We start from the raw sequence: 18,380 nt of genomic DNA, 5'->3' as shown, positions 1-18,380 counted from the left end.
TTTTCTACTATCGATTACAAAGTGCATATAAAGGAAGGAGTGATTGCATCGTAGATTCAATCTTAGCAAGGAATTGTTCGTTGGTCATTGCTGAAAACTCCTCTGGTGATATATGAATACCAACTAATAATTCTGCTTTTTTTACAGTAGCTAGTCGTTCAATCATCTTTTGTAAGTCTTCGGTTTCAAGTGTTTTATGTAATTTCACACTTGGTTTAGTATGGTCAATGGACCAAACGAAGTCATTTGGAATATTTGTTTTTAAATCATTTAAATGTTCTAAGAAGGCATGAGCCGTCTCAACTTTTTGTGGACACTCATAGATTAAACCAAAGTATATGAAGGCATGAGTACCCCATAAGCCGATTTGGAAATGCGGTAGCATTTTATATCCTCGTTTATTTGTTGAAAAAGCAACCCAAGTATCGTTTGGTGGATTGACTTTGCGACGTGCGTGTTTTGCAACATGATAAAAAAAGTTCTCATCAGTGTGTTGGGATAAGTATTCTGCAAATTGTTCCCCTAAAGCTTCTAGCTTAGGATGAATGTTCGTTTTAATTGCACTCATTCGTTCTTCGAGACCATCAACTGTAAAGACATCAAAATCAGTTGACTTGAATGTTTGTATTGTCATGATTGTTCCTCCAACTCCTATTTTGCTTTTATTTTAGCATAGCTTGTACTATTCATAAAAAAAACAGCACAAAAAAATTTAAATAAAAAAATATAATTTTGTTGCATAGATGATTTATCCAACATAGTATAGTATAAAACAAAAAATCAGAAAATTGAATTAATTCTAGTCCGAGGGCAGACGAATATTGGGAGGAGGCAAATAATATGAGACAGGTGATTAATGCGTTAAAGAGAACAGATGCCGAAAAGAGAATACCGGTGCTACGTTTGGAGCTAGATTATGAATTAGCAACTTTATATGATGCGATGATGGAAGATGATAAACAGAAAAAAGAAGAGTGTGTACAAAAGTTAGAAGTGTTAAGACTTGAAATGATTCGTTTAGAAGCGTAATAATAGTATATGTATAAAAAATTAGTTGGTGCGAACCTTATAAAGGGTTCGTTTTTTCTGTGAACAGTAAAGATCGGAGTGTTTAAACATGCAAGAAGTATGGAAAGACATCGATGCACACGCCAAACGGTGGATTCGGGATGCAGGAGAGCATTTAATAGCATCCATGAAAAAAGCACTTATTATAGAAACAAAATCCAATGCAGCTGACTTAGTTACAAATATGGACCGAGAGATAGAACAGTTTTTAATTGGGAAAATTAAAGAAACATTCCCGAATCATAATATTTTAGGAGAAGAAGGTTATGGAGACGAGATAACGTCTTCTGACGGGGTTGTTTGGTTAATTGATCCAATTGACGGCACGATGAACTTTGTTCATCAAAAAAGAAATTTTGCAATTTCAATTGGGATTTATGAGAACGGTATCGGAAAGATTGGACTTATTTATGATCCAGTACATGATGAACTATATCATGCAGTCAAGGGATCTGGAGCTTTTTGTAATGATATATCAATTCCTCCATTGGAAAAAGGAACTGTAGAGCAAGGTATTGTAGCTTTAAATGCGATATGGCTTACAGATAATCCATTGCTTAATATGGAAAGTATGATGGCACTTGTTAAGAAAGCAAGGGGCACGAGATCGTATGGCTGTGCAGCGTTAGAGATGGTGTACGTTGCAACAGGAAGAATAGATGCATATGTAACGCCGAGATTATCACCATGGGATTTTGGCGGAGGACAGATAATTGTAGAAGAAGTTGGAGGGAAGGTAACGACATTCTCTGGAGCGTCACTTTCTATCATAGAGAAGAGCAGTGTGCTAGTTGCAAAACCAGGAGTGTATGAAGAAGTGTTATCTTTTATATCAGAGCCACAAAAAAAGTAAGAGGCTATGTATAAGCTTCTTACTTTTTAGCGTTATTGTGATTTGCGCATTTTTCTTTTTGTTACAAAACCGTATCCAACTGCAACAAATGTACCGATAATGCAAATAATAATACCGATTGGACTATTTTCAGCAATCATAATGCCGATACCGATTAAGAAAATAACACCGATAATTGCGGTTAATAAAAAGCGATATTGAATGTGTTCCATTTCTTCACCCTCCAATCTCATTTTACTTTCACAAAAGTAAGAATACAACTATATTTTCATTCTTGCTTTTATTTTAATTGCTATTGTATCCCCTTCGCTCTTATAATAGAGAAGGATTAAAAAGACATTAGGAGTTGGACATGTTGAAAAAACGACAAGATTTACGTAATATAGCAATTATTGCCCACGTTGACCATGGTAAAACAACACTTGTTGACCAGTTATTACGTCAAGCGGGGACATTCCGTGCGAATGAACATATTGAAGAACGCGCAATGGATTCAAATGATCTAGAAAGAGAACGCGGTATTACAATTTTAGCGAAGAATACAGCGATTCACTATGAAGATAAAAGAATTAACATTTTAGATACACCAGGTCACGCTGACTTCGGTGGAGAAGTAGAACGTATCATGAAAATGGTTGATGGTGTTCTACTTGTTGTTGATGCATATGAAGGTTGTATGCCACAAACACGATTTGTTTTAAAGAAAGCTCTTGAGCAAAACTTAACTCCAATCGTTGTTGTAAACAAAATTGACCGTGACTTCGCTCGTCCTGATGAAGTAGTTGATGAAGTAGTTGACTTATTCATCGAACTTGGTGCAAACGAAGATCAATTAGAGTTCCCAGTTGTATTTGCATCAGCAATGAACGGAACAGCAAGCTTGGATTCAAATCCGGCAAATCAAGAAGAGAATATGAAATCATTATTCGATACAATTATCGAACATATTCCAGCACCAGTTGATAACAGCGAAGAGCCACTTCAATTCCAAGTAGCACTTCTTGATTACAACGACTACGTTGGACGTATTGGAGTTGGACGCGTATTCCGCGGTACAATGAAGGTTGGACAACAAGTTGCTTTAATGAAAGTTGACGGAAGTGTAAAACAATTCCGCGTAACGAAATTATTCGGTTACATTGGATTAAAACGTCAAGAAATTGAAGAAGCAAAAGCTGGAGATTTAGTAGCTGTTTCAGGTATGGAAGACATCAACGTAGGTGAAACGGTATGTCCGGTTGAGCATGAAGAGGCTTTACCATTATTACGTATTGATGAGCCAACGCTACAAATGACATTCCTTGTAAATAACAGCCCATTTGCAGGTCGTGAAGGTAAATTTATTACATCTCGTAAAATTGAAGAGCGTCTTCGTTCACAATTAGAAACAGATGTAAGTTTACGTGTAGATAATACAGATTCTCCTGATGCATGGATCGTATCTGGACGCGGGGAATTGCATTTATCTATCTTAATTGAAAACATGCGTCGTGAAGGTTATGAACTACAAGTATCTAAGCCTGAAGTAATTATTAAAGATATCGATGGCGTAAGATGTGAACCTGTAGAGCGCGTACAAATCGATGTTCCTGAAGAATACACTGGTTCTATTATGGAATCAATGGGTGCACGTAAAGGTGAAATGTTAGATATGGTGAATAACGGAAACGGTCAAGTTCGCCTTACTTTCATGGTTCCGGCACGTGGTTTAATTGGTTACACAACAGAATTCCTAACATTAACTCGTGGTTACGGTATTTTAAACCATACATTCGATTGCTACCAACCAGTACATGCTGGACAAGTGGGTGGACGTCGCCAAGGTGTTCTAGTTTCACTTGAAACAGGAAAAGCATCACAATACGGTATTATGCAAGTTGAAGACCGTGGTGTAATCTTCGTTGAACCAGGTACAGAAGTATATGCTGGTATGATCGTAGGAGAACATACTCGTGAGAACGACTTAACAGTTAACGTTGTGAAAATGAAACAACAAACTAACATTCGTTCTGCAACGAAAGATCAAACTTCAACAATGAAAAAACCACGCTTAATGACTCTAGAAGAGTCATTAGAGTACTTAAACGATGACGAGTTCTGTGAAGTAACTCCAGAATCAATTCGTTTACGTAAAAAGATTCTTGATAAGAGCGAACGTGAAAGAGCTGCTAAGAAAAAGAAATCTGTAGAAGCATAAAAAAAACAGCTACCTTTAAGGTAGCTGTTTTTTTATGTTTATTTTTTAGAATATTTACTCTTTTTAGTGGACAGTATTTTTTTCGCAGGTTACTCTTGTATTAAGTACATAAAGAAATTTTGTTTTTTATGAGAAGGGGGGGTAAATAGTGTTAGAAAGAATGTCTTTTTTTGCGAAATTATGTAAAGTTGATGAAAATCCAGAGTTAGGAATGTGGTTACTTTATGGGACGATTATTATATTAAGTGCTCTCGTCTATAATTTAGGATTTGCTAGAAAGTTGTCTGTACTAAAAAATATAGTAATATACATATCATTAGCAATTGGATGTACAGTATTAACCTTTTTTGCTGTATTTTTACCTGTTGGAGAAGGACTTGTTGTAGCGGCAATTGTACTTGGAATTTATACATTGCGTTTGCGTCAAGCGAAACAACAAAAAGCAGGGTGAGGGGGCGAAGTTTTATGCGTTCAGTACAAGATGCACTATATAATTGGTTAACAATTAAAACAGTTGCGGAAGCACGTCCGGATGATAGTGCTGCAAAAGAAACGTATTTGTTATTTCAAAATATGATATATGAAGAACATAAATTAAAAGATGTGGAAGTTAAAAAGAACGAGGAAATGTATTTAATTACATATGAAATGAATGGGGAAAGGAAATCTGCAAGGTTTCCGCTAGAAGCCATTGATTGTTTCTTGGATCAAATGAATCTTGAGCCTGAAAAATATAAATAAGTCCTTATCTATATGAGTAAGGACTTATTTACATTTTACCAATCGTCTTCGACTTTTTTATCACGATATAATCGGAAATTACCACTTGCATGACGTTCCATTGTACGCTCTGCAATTCGTTCCGAACATTCCATGCACATATATGTATGAATAGGGCGATTACGCAGTTTTTTTGCCGTAGGATTTTCATCATCTAACATATCTTTTTTATCACAAATCATACATTTGACTCTCATTTCGTCACCTCAATACGAATTCTATCAGTATAAGTATATCATGGAAGTATAATGTTTTTGAATAATAGTGGGAAAAAATAATATTTTCGCAATTCGAAAAATAAGTTATGATAAGGATATACCAAGTATGTTTGGAGGTGAAAATATGGCGAATGTAGTAGAGCCTACTTTAACAGAGGGTTTAGTACAAACGTTGCGTAAAGAGTGTATTGTGATGATAGCAACGACAGATTTCGAAAAACAAGTTCCTAACGTAAGTGCTATTTCTTGGGTGTATGCAGTGAGCAAAACTAGTATTCGATTTGCAGTAGATCAACGTTCACGTATTGTGGAAAATATAAGGCATAATACAGGTGTAGTATTGACTATAATGGCGAATGAATCCGTATTTTCCATAAGTGGTGCAGGTGAAATTTTGACAGATAGAATGGAAGGTATTTCTTTGAAATTAACTGTAATAGAAGTTAATGTGCAAGAAGTACGTGATGTTATGTTTTATGGAGCGAAACTTGCAATTGAACCAACATATGAAAAAACATACGATCTTCGGGCGGCCAAAAAGCTGGATAACGAAGTGCTAGTAGGAATAAGAGAATTATAAATGTGCTAAATAAGAAATTCGTTTATTCACTTTTGTAATCGGTTATTGTGATTTAACGTTAATAATTATAATAAAAAGTAATATATTGAATAGAAATGAATAAAGAATAAATAAAAGGTTTAATGACTATGATTTTCGATTCTACCTCGTTTACACGGTACATATAATTATAACAATGGTTCGTCCATATTTTATGGATGAAACCCTTGTTCTACAAATTTAAAAGTGGAGTCAGGGGGTAACAGGTTGGATAAAATTTATGTGTTAGATACGAATGTACTTTTGCAGGATCCTTTATCTATTTTTTCATTTGAAACCAATGAAGTAGTGATTCCAGCAGTTGTATTAGAAGAGGTTGATTCGAAAAAACGTTATATGGATGAAGTAGGACGAAATGCTCGTTATGTATCTAAGTTAATAGATAAATTTCGTGAAATAGGAAAGCTGCATGAAAGTATCCCGCTAGAAAATGGCGGAACATTTCGTATTGAATTAAACCATCGTTCATTTGTGCAACTACAAGATATTTTTGTAGAAAAAACAAATGATAATCGAATTTTAGCTGTAGCAAAAAATCTATCTTTAGAAGAACAGGAAAAAGAGGACGGGAAGTCTGTTATTTTAGTAAGTAAAGATGTACTCGTAAGGGTAAAAGCTGATGCAATTGGTTTGAAGGCTGAAGATTATTTAAGTGATCGCGTAATTGAAGTAGAAAATATATATTCTGGCTTTTTAGAAGGATATATATCAAAAGAACAATTGGATTATTTTTATGAGAAAGGTGAATTGCCTCTATCTGAAATTGCGAATCACCCTTTTTACCCAAATCAATTTGTAGTAATGAAAGATGCATTAGGGGGCTCTAGTTCTGCGCTTGGCATTGTGGATCACTTAGGTAAGAAGGTAAAGAAACTTATTTTTCACAATGAACAAGTGTGGGGGATACGACCACGAAACGTGCAGCAAATTATGGGGTTAGAATTGTTGCTTCGTGAAGATATTCCGCTTGTAACATTAACGGGGAAAGCCGGCACAGGAAAAACGTTACTTGCGTTAGCTTCGGGACTTATGCAAACAGAAGACTTAGGGTTATATAAAAAATTACTCGTTGCAAGACCAATTGTCCCAGTCGGAAAAGATATCGGTTATTTACCAGGAGAAAAAGAAGAAAAGTTAAGACCATGGATGCAACCAATTTTTGATAACCTAGAGTATTTATTTAATACGAAAAAGCCAGGAGAGTTAGATGCTATTTTAGCTGGAATGGGTTCGATTGAAGTAGAAGCCCTTACTTATATACGCGGGAGAAGTATTCCAGATCAGTTCATTATCATTGACGAAGCACAAAATTTAACAAAGCATGAAGTGAAAACGATACTAACTAGGGTAGGGGAAAAGAGTAAGATTGTATTGATGGGAGATCCTCAGCAAATTGATCACCCATATTTAGATGAATATAATAATGGCTTAACGTATGTTGTAGAGAAGTTTAAAGAACAGCGCATTAGTGGTCATGTGAAGTTTGTTAAAGGGGAGCGATCTAATTTAGCTCAACTAGCAGCAGATTTATTGTAAAAAGGAGTGAGCTTAAGCTCACTCCTTTTCTTTAAATAATTGTAAATTTACGGATGTTCCGGATTGGATTTTGTCGATTAGATCCATCATTGAAATAGAGATGAACAGGTCCGTCTTCTTTTAATGGCTTTCCTTCTTTTGAAAAACCTAGTATAGCATTTTTGACAGTTTCTAATGGAAGTGTCATTGTATGATCTACAGTTTCAATTTCAACTTGCGTAGCGTCCTCTAAAATTTCAGCGTTAGCAAGGAATGGATGAAATGGTATACCAAATGTTCCAGTAATTAGCTGTTCTTTTTTATATTTCTTTACACTTTGTTGTATCGGCGGGAAGGCAGCACCATCACGAATTTCACGATCCCAATGTTCTGAAGTGTTTTTTAAATAAGTTTCTAGTTCAGACGTGTTTTCTCTAGTTTCATCAAAGTAAGTTGTCAAATCTACTTTTCGATCATCAAAGATCCAAACAGTTGGATCAATAGTGATTGGAAAACGTACTTTTCCGTTAATAAATAAAATTTCGCTCATTGTTGTTCCCCCATTTGTGTTATACTCCCACTTTTCAGTATAATAGCATTAGACACTGTTGTCACAAAAAATGTTTCTATTGCAATTTATTAAAACTATCGCTAATATTAATAGATAGGATAGAGGAGAGTAGGACGGAAACGGAGGGAATCAATTTGGCGTCTGAGACAGTAGCAAATCATCAGGAAAAGGCACTAGCCCTTCTACAAGCGGATGCAGAGAAGATTTTAAGACTTATTAAGGTGCAAATGGACCATCTTACAATGCCGCAATGTCCATTATATGAAGAAGTGTTAGACACACAAATGTTTGGACTATCCCGCGAGGTCGATTTTGCAGTTCGCCTTGGTCTTATTGCAGAAGAACAAGGGAAAGCAATGTTAGGTGAGCTCGAACGTGAGTTATCTGCACTTCATGAAGCGTTTACAAACAAACAACAATAACGGGTTCAAATAAGGGGGCTCAAACTAAATTAGTTTGGGCTTTTTATTTGTATAATAAAGCAGGAAGAATCAATGTACATATGGAATACAACAATAATTAAATTGAAACAGAAAGAGGAAATGAAATGAAAAAAGTATGGAAATCAATGGATTATTCATTGTTACTTCCTCTTGTTATCTTATGTGTGCTGGGAGTAATAATGGTATATAGTTCTAGTTCCATTGTTGCGATTTCGAGATTTGATAAACCAGCAAATTTCTTTTTTAAAAGACAATTAATTACTTTAGTTGTTGGGACAATAGTATTAATAATTATTGCTACTATCCCATATAAAGTTTGGAGAAAACGAATTTTTTTGTTGGGGAGTTACGGTGCTAGTGTTGCCTTATTAGCTGCAGCTGCCTTTTTCACTAAGAAAGTAAACGGTGCAAACGGCTGGATATTTGGAATACAGCCTGCAGAATTTGTTAAGATAACAGTTATTCTTGTCTTAGCTCATTTCTTTGCCAAAAGACAAGAAACGAATACACCTGTTTCCAAAGGGTCAGGTCCAGTACTTATTGGTGTTGGTATAATCATGTTTTTAATATTAAAGCAAAATGATTTAGGTACTGATTTGTTAATTGCAGGAACAGTAGGAATTATGTTTCTTTGTTCGGGAGTACAGGTTAACTTATGGATTAAACGAATTGCTTTAACTTCTATAGTATGGATTCCGGCACTATATCTTCTTGGTAATTATGCATTAAATCCATATCAAAAGGCACGTTTTTCTGTTTTCCTTGATCCGTTTAATGATCCTCAAAAGGATGGATTTCAATTAGTGAATTCATTTATTGGAATTGCTTCTGGAGGACTTAATGGTAGAGGTTTAGGGAATAGTGTACAAAAATATGGTTATTTACCAGAACCGCAAACGGATTTTATAATGGCAATTATATCTGAAGAACTTGGTTTTATAGGTGTAGCTATCATTTTAATCTGTTTATTACTTATTATTATTCGGTCATTTAGAGTTGCACAAAAGTGTACAGATCCATTTGGAAGTTTAATAGCTATCGGAATTGCAAGCTTGTTTGGAGTTCAAACGTTTATCAATGTCGGTGGTATGTCTGGAGTAATACCGCTAACAGGGGTACCATTACCGTTTGTTAGTTACGGCGGAAGTTCTTTATTAGCTAATCTACTTGCAATGGGAATACTACTCAATATTGCTAGTCACGTGAAACGACAAGAGAAACAACAGAATGGTCTAATGAAAGAAAGAGAACAAAATGGACCACATCTTGTAGTTGTAAAATAAAAAACACATCGTGCTTTAGAGCAGGATGTGTTTTTTATTTTCAAGTAGTTTTAAATATGATGTATTAATTTCTCTTTCAGTTAAAAGATATATCACATTTGTTTAAATGTGATATACAATTAAGTTGTTAGAAAAGGAAGAGGTATGCTATACTATTTTTGTGAAACAAATTGCACAGAAAACTTATCATTTGTTAAAAAATAAGGTATGATGGATAAAAATAAAGTGAAGCTTTCTAAGTATAATATAATGTGGAAAGTGAAGAACTTCACGCTTTTTAAAGTGTGTATATATTTTATCTCTAGAGTGGTAGGAAAGTAGAGGGGGAAAATCATGACAAAGCTGCAACGTATTCAAAAAGTATTGGTAGCTAACCGTGGAGAGATTGCAATTCGTGTGTTTCGAGCTTGTTCGGAACTTGGATTAAAAACAGTTGCAATCTATTCGAAAGAGGATAGTGGTTCTTATCATCGCTATAAAGCCGATGAGTCCTATTTAGTTGGGGAAGGAAAAAAACCAATTGATGCTTATCTAGATATTGAAGGCATTATTGAGATTGCAAAAAGTAATCATGTAGATGCAATCCACCCTGGATATGGTTTCTTGTCAGAAAATATTCAATTCGCGAAACGTTGCGAAGAAGAAGGAATTATCTTTATCGGTCCGAAAAGTAAGCATTTAGATATGTTTGGAGATAAAGTGAAAGCAAGAACACAAGCGCAGCTAGCACAAATTCCAGTTATACCTGGTAGTGATGGTCCAGTAGATTCATTAGAAGAAGTCGAAAAATTTGCTGAAAAGTATGATTACCCGATTATTATTAAAGCGTCCCTTGGTGGTGGCGGTCGTGGTATGCGTATTGTGCGTACTAGTGAGGAATTAGGAGAATCATATAATCGAGCAAAATCAGAAGCGAAAGCAGCCTTTGGTAATGATGAAGTTTACGTCGAAAAATTCGTTGAAAAACCTAAACATATAGAAGTACAAATTTTAGCAGATGAAGAAGGCAATGTTGTTCATTTATACGAGCGTGACTGTTCTGTACAACGTCGCCATCAAAAAGTTGTAGAAATAGCACCGAGTGTATCACTTTCAGATGATCTGCGTCAGCGTATTTGTGATGCTGCTGTGAAGTTAACGAAAAATGTAAACTATTTAAATGCAGGGACAGTAGAATTCCTTGTAAAAGATGATGAGTTTTACTTTATTGAAGTAAATCCACGTGTTCAAGTAGAACATACGATTACAGAGATGATCACAGGAGTGGATATCGTTCAATCACAAATTTTAATAGCTGATGGACATGCATTACATAGTAAAATAGTAGGTGTTCCGAAGCAAGAGGAAGTGGTTGTACACGGATTTGCAATCCAATCTCGGGTAACAACTGAAGACCCACTAAATAATTTTATGCCGGATACAGGAAAAATTATGGCGTATCGATCAGGCGGTGGTTTTGGTGTGCGTCTTGATACAGGAAATAGCTTCCAAGGTGCAGTTATTACACCATACTACGATTCTTTACTTGTAAAAGTTACAACTTGGGCACTTACTTTTGAGCAAGCTGCTGCAAAAATGGAACGTAACTTAAAAGAATTCCGTATTCGTGGTATTAAAACAAATATTCCATTCCTAGAGAATGTAGTAAAACATAAAAACTTCTTATCAGGAGAATATGATACTTCGTTTATTGATGTGTCACCTGAACTATTCTTGTTCCCAAAACGTAAAGACCGCGGAACGAAAATGTTAAATTATATTGGTTCAGTAACAGTAAATGGCTTCCCAGGAGTAGGGAAAAAAGAAAAGCCAATATTCCCAGATGCTCGTATTCCATGTTTAAAACATTCAGAGCCAATCCAAAATGGAACGAAACAAATTTTGGACGAGCGTGGAGCAGATGGATTAGTAAAATGGGTACAGGATCAAAACCGTGTACTTTTAACGGATACAACATTCCGTGATGCACATCAGTCATTACTTGCAACTCGTATTCGTACAAAAGATTTACATCAAATTGCAGAGCCAACAGCGAGAATGTTACCAAACCTATTCTCAGCTGAAATGTGGGGAGGTGCAACGTTTGATGTCGCGTATCGTTTCTTAAAAGAAGATCCATGGGAACGATTACTAGATCTTCGTGAAAAAATGCCGAACGTTTTATTCCAAATGTTACTACGTTCGTCAAACGCAGTTGGCTACAAAAACTATCCAGATAATTTAATTCAAAAATTTGTGGAGTGTTCTGCTCAAGCAGGCATTGATGTGTTCCGTATTTTTGATAGTTTAAACTGGGTAGAAGGTATGAGAGTTGCAATTGATGCTGTACGAGATACTGGTAAAATTGCAGAAGCAACAATGTGCTACACAGGAGATATTCATGATCCATTACGTAGTAAATATGATTTGAATTATTATAAAAACTTAGCAAAAGAGTTGGAAGCATCGGGAGCTCACATTTTAGGTATTAAAGATATGGCTGGCTTACTAAAACCAAACGCAGCATATGATTTAGTTTCAGCATTAAAAGAGACGGTATCGATTCCGATTCACCTGCATACGCACGATACGAGTGGAAATGGTATATTAACGTATACGAAGGCAATTGAAGCAGGTGTTGATATTGTCGATGTAGCAGTGAGTTCTATGGCTGGTCAAACGTCACAACCGAGTGCGAACACATTATTCTATGCACTAGGTGGAAATGAAAGACAACCAGATGTTAATATCGATTCTTTAGAAAAGCTATCTCATTATTGGGAAGATGTACGCAAATACTATGCACCGTTTGAAAGTGGTATGAATGCACCTCACACAGAGGTATATATGCATGAAATGCCAGGTGGACAGTATAGTAATCTTCAGCAACAAGCGAAGGCGGTTGGTTTAGGAGATCGCTTTGATGAAGTGAAAGTAATGTACCGTCGTGTGAATGACATGTTTGGAGATATTGTAAAAGTAACACCATCATCAAAAGTTGTTGGCGATATGGCGTTATTTATGGTTCAAAACCACCTGACAGAACAAGATGTTTTAGAGCGTGGACATGCTTTGGACTTCCCTGGATCTGTTGTTGAAATGTTCTCTGGTGATTTAGGTCAACCGTACGGTGGTTTCCCGAAAGAATTGCAAAAGATTATTTTAAAAGGGAAAGAGCCGTTAACAGTAAGACCAGGTGAACTACTAGAGCCAGTAGATTTCGACGCGTTAAAAGAAGAATTATTCCATAAACTTGGACGCGAAGTAACAATTTTTGATGTAGTTGCATATGCATTATATCCAAAAGTATTTATGGACTATGAAAAAGTTGCTGAGCTTTATGGAAATGTATCTGTACTTGATACACCGACATTCTTCTATGGTATGAGACTAGGTGAAGAAATTGATGTGGAAATTGAACAAGGTAAGACATTGATGGTTAAACTTGTATCAATTGGAGAACCACAGCCGGATGGAAATCGTGTCCTTTACTTGGAATTTAATGGTCAACCACGTGAAATTGTCGTGAAAGACGAGAGTGTGAAAGCAACAGTTGCACAACGTGTGAAAGGAAACCGTGAAAATCCAAATCACATTAGTGCAACAATGCCAGGAACGGTAATTAAAGTAGTTGTAAAAGAAGGCGATGAAGTGAAAAAAGGCGATTCTATGGCAATTACAGAAGCGATGAAAATGGAAACGACAGTTCAAGCGCCGTTCAATGGTAAAGTGAAAAAAGTATATGTTAACGATGGTGATGCAATTCAAACGGGTGATTTACTTATTGAATTAGATCACTAAAATAAAAAAAGAGCTGTGTAAATATGAAGTGACCCCTAAAAGTTAGACACGGTTATTTCATTAGGCAGCTTGATAAAAGTGAGTCCGGTATTGTACTGGGCTCATTTTTAATTTTGCCTTAATCCGTTTCGTATTATAATAATCTATATATTTTTCTAATTCTATTTTAAAGTGCTCTACATTTTCAAATTCTTTTATGTAGAGGAACTCCGACTTCATAATCCCAAAGAAATTTTCTATTACTGCGTTGTCGTAACAGTTGCCTTTTCGAGACATACTCTGAACGATAGCTCTTGATTCAAGTGTAAGGACGTACTGTCTCATTTGATAATGCCATCCTTGATCCGAATGCATCAGTAGCTGGTGGGTTTCAGGTAAACGTTCCAATGCTTTCTCTAACATGTCTGAAACAAGCGAATACGTCGGTCTAGAACCAATTGTATAGGTAATAATTTCACCATTATACAAATCTAATACAGGTGATACATACAGTTTTTCTCCAAACAATTTAAACTCTGTGATGTCTGTTACCCACTTTTGATTCGGTGCATCTGTATAAAAATTACGCTCTAAAATATTAGGTGCAATTCTACCGACTTTTCCTTTATAGGATTTATATTTCTTCATACGCACAACACACTTTAACCCAAGCTCTTTCATAATGCGCTGAACCTTCTTGTGGTTCACTTTCTGGCCACGATTCGTTAATTCATCACGAATGCGACGGTAACCATAACGACCTTCATTTTCCTCATAAATCGCTTTAATCTCAGCTTTCAAATCGGCATCTAGATCTGGACGATTCATTTTCTTTACTAAATCATAATACGTGCTTCGAGGAATAGTAGCTAGCTCCACGAGTGCCTTGACCGAATATTTATGCCTTAATTCGTAGACTACTTGCGCTTTGTCTTGTTTTGTGATTTTTCCTTGTTTTGAACTAAGGCATTTAACTTTTTTAAGTACTCATTTTCCATCTCAAGCTGTTTAATGCGTGCTTCAAGTGCTTCGACTGACCCTTCAGCTAAAGGTTGTTTTAATTGTTTATTTGAATCTTTTTTCATGGATGGACGCCCCTTTTTCTTAGATTGAAGGGCATCAATATCAATTCCTTGTGTTTCGAGCTGTTTTTTCCAAACAGAAATCGTTGAAGGGGCAGGAATATTAAAGATAGCTGCCGTCTCAAATAAGGACATACCGTTTTCAATCATAAAGTTTAGTACGTCTAGTTTAAATTGTTGTGTGTAATTTGTACATCGTTTTAGAAAAGCTTCCAGACCATTCTGTTTATATTGGTTTACCCAATTCAAAATGATTGTGTCACTTATACCGAGCGATTTACCTATTTCTCGATAACTTTCATTTCCGTTCAAATAACGTAGAACGATTTGTATTTTTTCATCAGCTGTAAATTTAGCCATAGAAAAACTGCACCCCCAATTGTTAGACTGTGTCTAACAATTGGGGTGCAGTTCAATATACAGCTCTTTTCTTTATTGCAAAAAATCCCTTGCCGAATTGGCAAGGGATTTTAGTTTTAAATTATTTTGTTTGTTTAGAAGTTGATCCGGCTTCTTTTGCATTCACTTTACTTCTTGTTCCTAACATAACTAAATAGCATAGTACGGCAAACAAGCAAGAAATGAATAGAGAATGTAACAATGCCATTGCTAAACTAGCGTTTGTAAATACAACTAAAATTCCTACTACAGCTTGAAGTGTAACAAGGATAAATGAAATGATCCATCCCCAATATACTACAGGTTGCTGTTTGTAATGACGAATAGCGAGAATCATCGCGTAAAGTATCCAAGCGAAAATTAACATTGCTGCAACTCTATGGCCCATTTGAACCCATTCATGTAGTTGAGTTGGCATAGGTCTGTTTTTGCTACATAAAGGAAAGTCTGGACAGGCTAAGCTAGCTCTTTCGTGACGTACTAAAGCACCTGTGTAGACGACGATATAACTGTAAATTGTTACACCATAAATATGAAATTTCATTTTTTTGTCCATAATAAGAGAACGTGCATCAAATTTTTGGTCAATTTCAAAGATAAGACACGTTAATAAAATGACAGAAGCAAATGAAATTAAGGAAATACCGAAATGGATAGCAAGTACAGCTGGCATTTGTCCCCAAACAACTGCTGCTGCTCCCATTAATGCTTGTGCAACTAAAAATACGAAGGATAAAATTGCTAACGTTTTTGTTTCACGCACATGTTTATAATATTTCCAGGACAAAATACAAAGGAGAGTGACAAGAATTCCAGCTGATCCTGATGTTAATCGGTGGCTAAGTTCAATAATAGTTTCCATTGATAAATTAGATGGAACAAATTCACCGTTACAAAGTGGCCATGATTTACCACAACCTTGACCAGAACCTGTTTTTGTAACTAAAGCGCCTCCTAATAAAACTATTAATAAATCAAGGCTTGTAATGACTGCTAACCATTTAATAAAGCGTTGCAATCTCTTTCACCATCTTTCTGCTATGAAGTTATTGCGAAATATTTTCATTCCATTATGTATAGAATAAAACGCGCTAGTTCCTATGATATATAAAAAATAATAAAATAGCAAAGAAATGGAGGGGAAAGGAAAGTGGGAGAAAATAGGTGTAAAAACAGGGTTCCTAAGGAAAAAATTAGGTGAAAAATAGGCTATTTTGAAAAGAAATGGGGAGAATACGTGTTAAATAGGATAAAATAGTTTATTATAGAAGGTAACATCATGTTATGATAAGGACAAGTCAGAATGAAGTTTTTTATATTCGACACAAAAAGTTCATGTTTTCTTCACAAAATGTTCGGGAAATATGATTTAATATATTGGAGTATGGGCGTAGATTAGTAGTAGAATGGGTTAACAATGTTTCTACTGTAATAATATTGCTATATAGAAGCGAATTATTTCATTTGAAATAGGCGCAAAAAGAAAGATGAAAGTTTTAAGAGGGGGTTAGAGTGATGAACCATGCAACAAGTGAGCTGCATGATGAGTCCGCTGTTACAAGTGTACCGGAAACAACTCGGATACAAGATTTAAAAGCACTCGTTAAAATGGGGATTGTAAACTCAAATACACTTACTGTATTTACAGGATTTTGGTTGGCATTACACTTTAATGGATTAAGTGTAATGGACAATCTGGATAAGTTATTCTTTACAATCGTTGGTTCTGGATTAGTTATGGCAGGGGTATGTTGCTTAAACAACTACATTGATCGAGACATCGATCCATTAATGGAAAGAACAAAGACCCGTCCAACGGTTACTGGAAAATATAAACCAGGATTTGCACTTACATTTGGACTAGTCATATTACTTCTTGGTTTTGTATTTTTATTATTAACAACACCAATGGCAGTCTTAATGGGATTTATTGGTGCTTTCACATATGTTGTTCTATATAGTTTATGGACAAAGAGAAAGTATACACTAAATACTGTTGTAGGTAGTATATCTGGTGCAGTTCCACCTTTAATTGGATGGGCAGCAATCGATCCATCTTTAGGTCATCCAATTGCTTGGATGTTATTTTTAATTATGTTTATTTGGCAAATCCCACATTTCCTTGCATTAGCGATGAAACGTGTTGATGAATATCGAAATGCAGGAATTCCAATGCTTCCTGTAGTTCATGGATTTGAAATTACGAAACGCCAAATTATGATTTGGACAGTATGTTTATTACCACTACCATTTTATATGAGTGGACTAGGGATAACATTTATGGTAATTGCAACACTGCTTAACATCGGATGGATCGCTTTAGGATTTTATGGATTCCGTAAGAAAGATGACATAAAATGGTCTGTGCAAATGTTTGTTTATTCCCTAAATTATTTAACAATCTTATTTGTATCAATGATTGTAGTTACATTCTTCTAAGACAACGACATAATTGGATTTCTTTACGTTGAGATTTACTTTACTTAACTATAAAGTACAATCTAATTCACAAGGAAAGTGGGGGTTGTTTGTATGAAGAAACAGTGGCGACTGCTTTCGTTCGTTTCACTGCTGGCTTTACTGTTAGGGGGATGCGGTAAAGCCTTTCAATCTACTTTAATTCCGCAAGGAGAAGTAGCAAAAATGCAATATGATTTACTTCTACTGGCAAGTGCAATCATGGTAGGAGTAGTACTAGTAGTTACTATTATTTTCTTGTATGTAATTGTGCGTTTCCGACAAAAGAAAGGTCAGGAAGATTATATTCCAGAGCAAGTTGAAGGAAATCACAAGCTAGAAATTATATGGACAGTTATTCCGATTATTCTTTTACTAATCTTAGCTGTTCCAACGGTTACATATACATTCAAACTTGCTGATGTAAGTGCGATGGAGAAAAAGAATATTGATAAAGATACTATCGTTGTTGATGTAACAGCGAATCTTTATTGGTGGGAATTTTCTTATAAATCAGAAAAGATAGTAACTTCGCAAGATTTAGTCATCCCCACAGGTAAGAAAGTGTATTTAAATTTGAAGGGTGCCGATATTAAACACTCATTTTGGGTTCCATCTTTAGCTGGGAAAATGGATACAAATACAGACAATGTGAACAAAATGTGGTTAAAGGCAGATAAATCGGGCACTTATAATGGTTTTTGTACAGAATTTTGCGGCCCATCACATTCTTTAATGCAATTTAAAGTGAAAGCTTTAGATGAAAGCGAGTACAAAAATTGGCTTGCTGATATGAAGAAGATTGATGGGAAGAAAGAAGTAGCTTCAACAAAGGCGCAAGAGGGCCAAGAAATATTTAATAAAAGCTGTATTGGTTGTCACGCAGTTGGATCTAATGATAGTAGACCACCTTCCGCTCGTATCGCACCAAACTTAGCAAACTTTGCGGATCGCGATATGGTTGCCGGTATTGCCGAAAACAATGAAGAAAACTTAAAAAAATGGCTGAAAGATCCTGAAAATATGAAGCCAGGAAACAAAATGACTGGCAAATATGGCAACTTAACGGATGATCAAATTGATGCATTAAATGCATACTTACAAACGTTAAAAGTTGAAAAGTAAAGAGGGATTAT

General features: G+C 35.6%; 18 protein-coding genes. 12 read left to right on the top strand and 6 right to left on the bottom strand.

Annotated features, from left to right (window positions below; all coding sequences use genetic code 11):
• Positions 1-7: 7 nt before the first annotated feature.
• Positions 8-634, bottom strand: coding sequence for a YktB family protein (locus tag MHH27_RS20405; RefSeq protein ID WP_000155318.1), 627 nt, complete (start codon positions 632-634; stop codon positions 8-10).
• A 206-nt stretch (positions 635-840) separates the two neighbouring features.
• Here MHH27_RS20405 and MHH27_RS20400 point away from each other — a divergent pair, with 206 nt between their 5' ends.
• Positions 841-1,029 carry a hypothetical protein gene (locus MHH27_RS20400; protein ID WP_001250164.1) on the top strand — a complete coding sequence of 63 codons (189 nt, stop codon included), beginning with the start codon at positions 841-843 and terminating at the stop codon, positions 1,027-1,029.
• Between the two features lie 88 nt (positions 1,030-1,117).
• Positions 1,118-1,921 (top strand): inositol monophosphatase family protein, encoded by an 804-nt coding sequence (locus tag MHH27_RS20395; RefSeq protein WP_001158700.1) that lies wholly within the window; start codon positions 1,118-1,120, stop codon positions 1,919-1,921.
• Between the two features lie 32 nt (positions 1,922-1,953).
• On the opposite strand, the gene MHH27_RS20390 is transcribed toward MHH27_RS20395, so the two are convergent.
• Positions 1,954-2,133, bottom strand: coding sequence for a DUF5325 family protein (locus tag MHH27_RS20390; RefSeq protein ID WP_000400123.1), 180 nt, complete (start codon positions 2,131-2,133; stop codon positions 1,954-1,956).
• Between the two features lie 140 nt (positions 2,134-2,273).
• Between MHH27_RS20390 and typA the strand changes: the two genes are divergently transcribed.
• The 3 genes from typA to MHH27_RS20375 all read left to right on the top strand — a co-directional run bounded on the left by typA (position 2,274) and on the right by MHH27_RS20375 (position 4,859).
• On the top strand, positions 2,274-4,118 hold the full coding sequence (gene typA / locus MHH27_RS20385; RefSeq protein WP_000914752.1) for a translational GTPase TypA: 1,845 nt from the start codon (positions 2,274-2,276) through the stop codon (positions 4,116-4,118).
• Between the two features lie 148 nt (positions 4,119-4,266).
• Entirely contained in the window at positions 4,267-4,569 is a 303-nt protein-coding gene (locus MHH27_RS20380) for a YlaH-like family protein (protein ID WP_340943901.1), read from the top strand.
• 14 nt (positions 4,570-4,583) lie between these two features.
• Entirely contained in the window at positions 4,584-4,859 is a 276-nt protein-coding gene (locus tag MHH27_RS20375) for a hypothetical protein (protein WP_090977166.1), read from the top strand.
• Between the two features lie 35 nt (positions 4,860-4,894).
• Here the strand turns inward: MHH27_RS20375 and MHH27_RS20370 are convergent, their stop codons facing one another.
• Entirely contained in the window at positions 4,895-5,095 is a 201-nt protein-coding gene (locus MHH27_RS20370; protein WP_002093346.1) for a YlaI family protein, read from the bottom strand.
• 145 nt (positions 5,096-5,240) lie between these two features.
• On the opposite strand from MHH27_RS20370, the gene MHH27_RS20365 reads away from it, so the two are divergent.
• Both MHH27_RS20365 and MHH27_RS20360 read left to right on the top strand, forming a co-directional pair.
• Positions 5,241-5,696, top strand: coding sequence for a pyridoxamine 5'-phosphate oxidase family protein (locus MHH27_RS20365; RefSeq protein ID WP_000024600.1), 456 nt, complete (start codon positions 5,241-5,243; stop codon positions 5,694-5,696).
• Between the two features lie 246 nt (positions 5,697-5,942).
• Positions 5,943-7,271 carry a PhoH family protein gene (locus tag MHH27_RS20360; protein ID WP_000358083.1) on the top strand — a complete coding sequence of 443 codons (1,329 nt, stop codon included), beginning with the start codon at positions 5,943-5,945 and terminating at the stop codon, positions 7,269-7,271.
• A 31-nt stretch (positions 7,272-7,302) separates the two neighbouring features.
• On the opposite strand, the gene MHH27_RS20355 is transcribed toward MHH27_RS20360, so the two are convergent.
• Positions 7,303-7,800 carry a hypothetical protein gene (locus tag MHH27_RS20355; protein ID WP_001289810.1) on the bottom strand — a complete coding sequence of 166 codons (498 nt, stop codon included), beginning with the start codon at positions 7,798-7,800 and terminating at the stop codon, positions 7,303-7,305.
• A 155-nt stretch (positions 7,801-7,955) separates the two neighbouring features.
• Here MHH27_RS20355 and MHH27_RS20350 point away from each other — a divergent pair, with 155 nt between their 5' ends.
• The 3 genes from MHH27_RS20350 to pyc all read left to right on the top strand — a co-directional run bounded on the left by MHH27_RS20350 (position 7,956) and on the right by pyc (position 13,327).
• A complete protein-coding gene (locus tag MHH27_RS20350; protein WP_000135694.1) occupies positions 7,956-8,243 on the top strand; it encodes a YlaN family protein in 288 nt (95 codons plus the stop codon).
• A 125-nt stretch (positions 8,244-8,368) separates the two neighbouring features.
• The gene (locus MHH27_RS20345) at positions 8,369-9,547 is read left to right on the top strand and encodes an FtsW/RodA/SpoVE family cell cycle protein (protein WP_016512362.1); all 1,179 of its coding nucleotides are present in this window, start codon (positions 8,369-8,371) and stop codon (positions 9,545-9,547) included.
• 333 nt (positions 9,548-9,880) lie between these two features.
• Entirely contained in the window at positions 9,881-13,327 is a 3,447-nt protein-coding gene (pyc, locus tag MHH27_RS20340; protein WP_000164055.1) for a pyruvate carboxylase, read from the top strand.
• A 60-nt stretch (positions 13,328-13,387) separates the two neighbouring features.
• Here the strand turns inward: pyc and MHH27_RS20335 are convergent.
• Together MHH27_RS20335 and ctaA are read right to left on the bottom strand one after the other, a co-directional pair.
• Positions 13,388-14,748, bottom strand: a protein-coding gene (locus MHH27_RS20335; protein ID WP_340942218.1) for an IS3 family transposase whose coding sequence is annotated in 2 segments (ribosomal slippage) — positions 13,388-14,289 and positions 14,289-14,748 — 1,362 coding nt in all. Because the reading frame shifts where the segments join, the coding sequence is not laid out codon by codon here.
• Positions 14,749-14,869: 121 nt separating this feature from the next.
• The gene (ctaA, locus tag MHH27_RS20330) at positions 14,870-15,805 is read right to left on the bottom strand and encodes a heme A synthase (RefSeq protein ID WP_001188740.1); all 936 of its coding nucleotides are present in this window, start codon (positions 15,803-15,805) and stop codon (positions 14,870-14,872) included.
• A gap of 497 nt (positions 15,806-16,302) precedes the next feature.
• Between ctaA and ctaB the strand changes: the two genes are divergently transcribed.
• Positions 16,303-17,226 carry a protoheme IX farnesyltransferase gene (gene ctaB, locus MHH27_RS20325; protein ID WP_001015053.1) on the top strand — a complete coding sequence of 308 codons (924 nt, stop codon included), beginning with the start codon at positions 16,303-16,305 and terminating at the stop codon, positions 17,224-17,226.
• 93 nt (positions 17,227-17,319) lie between these two features.
• The gene (gene coxB, locus MHH27_RS20320) at positions 17,320-18,369 is read left to right on the top strand and encodes a cytochrome c oxidase subunit II (RefSeq protein ID WP_000745273.1); all 1,050 of its coding nucleotides are present in this window, start codon (positions 17,320-17,322) and stop codon (positions 18,367-18,369) included.
• Positions 18,370-18,380: the final 11 nt, after the last annotated feature.

Origin of the sequence: Bacillus sp. FSL L8-0152 (assembly GCF_038006365.1) — a bacterium.
In the GTDB taxonomy this organism is placed as follows: Bacteria; Bacillota; Bacilli; order Bacillales; family Bacillaceae_G; genus Bacillus_A; species Bacillus_A cereus.
This window is presented reverse-complemented; position numbering and strand designations above follow the sequence as displayed.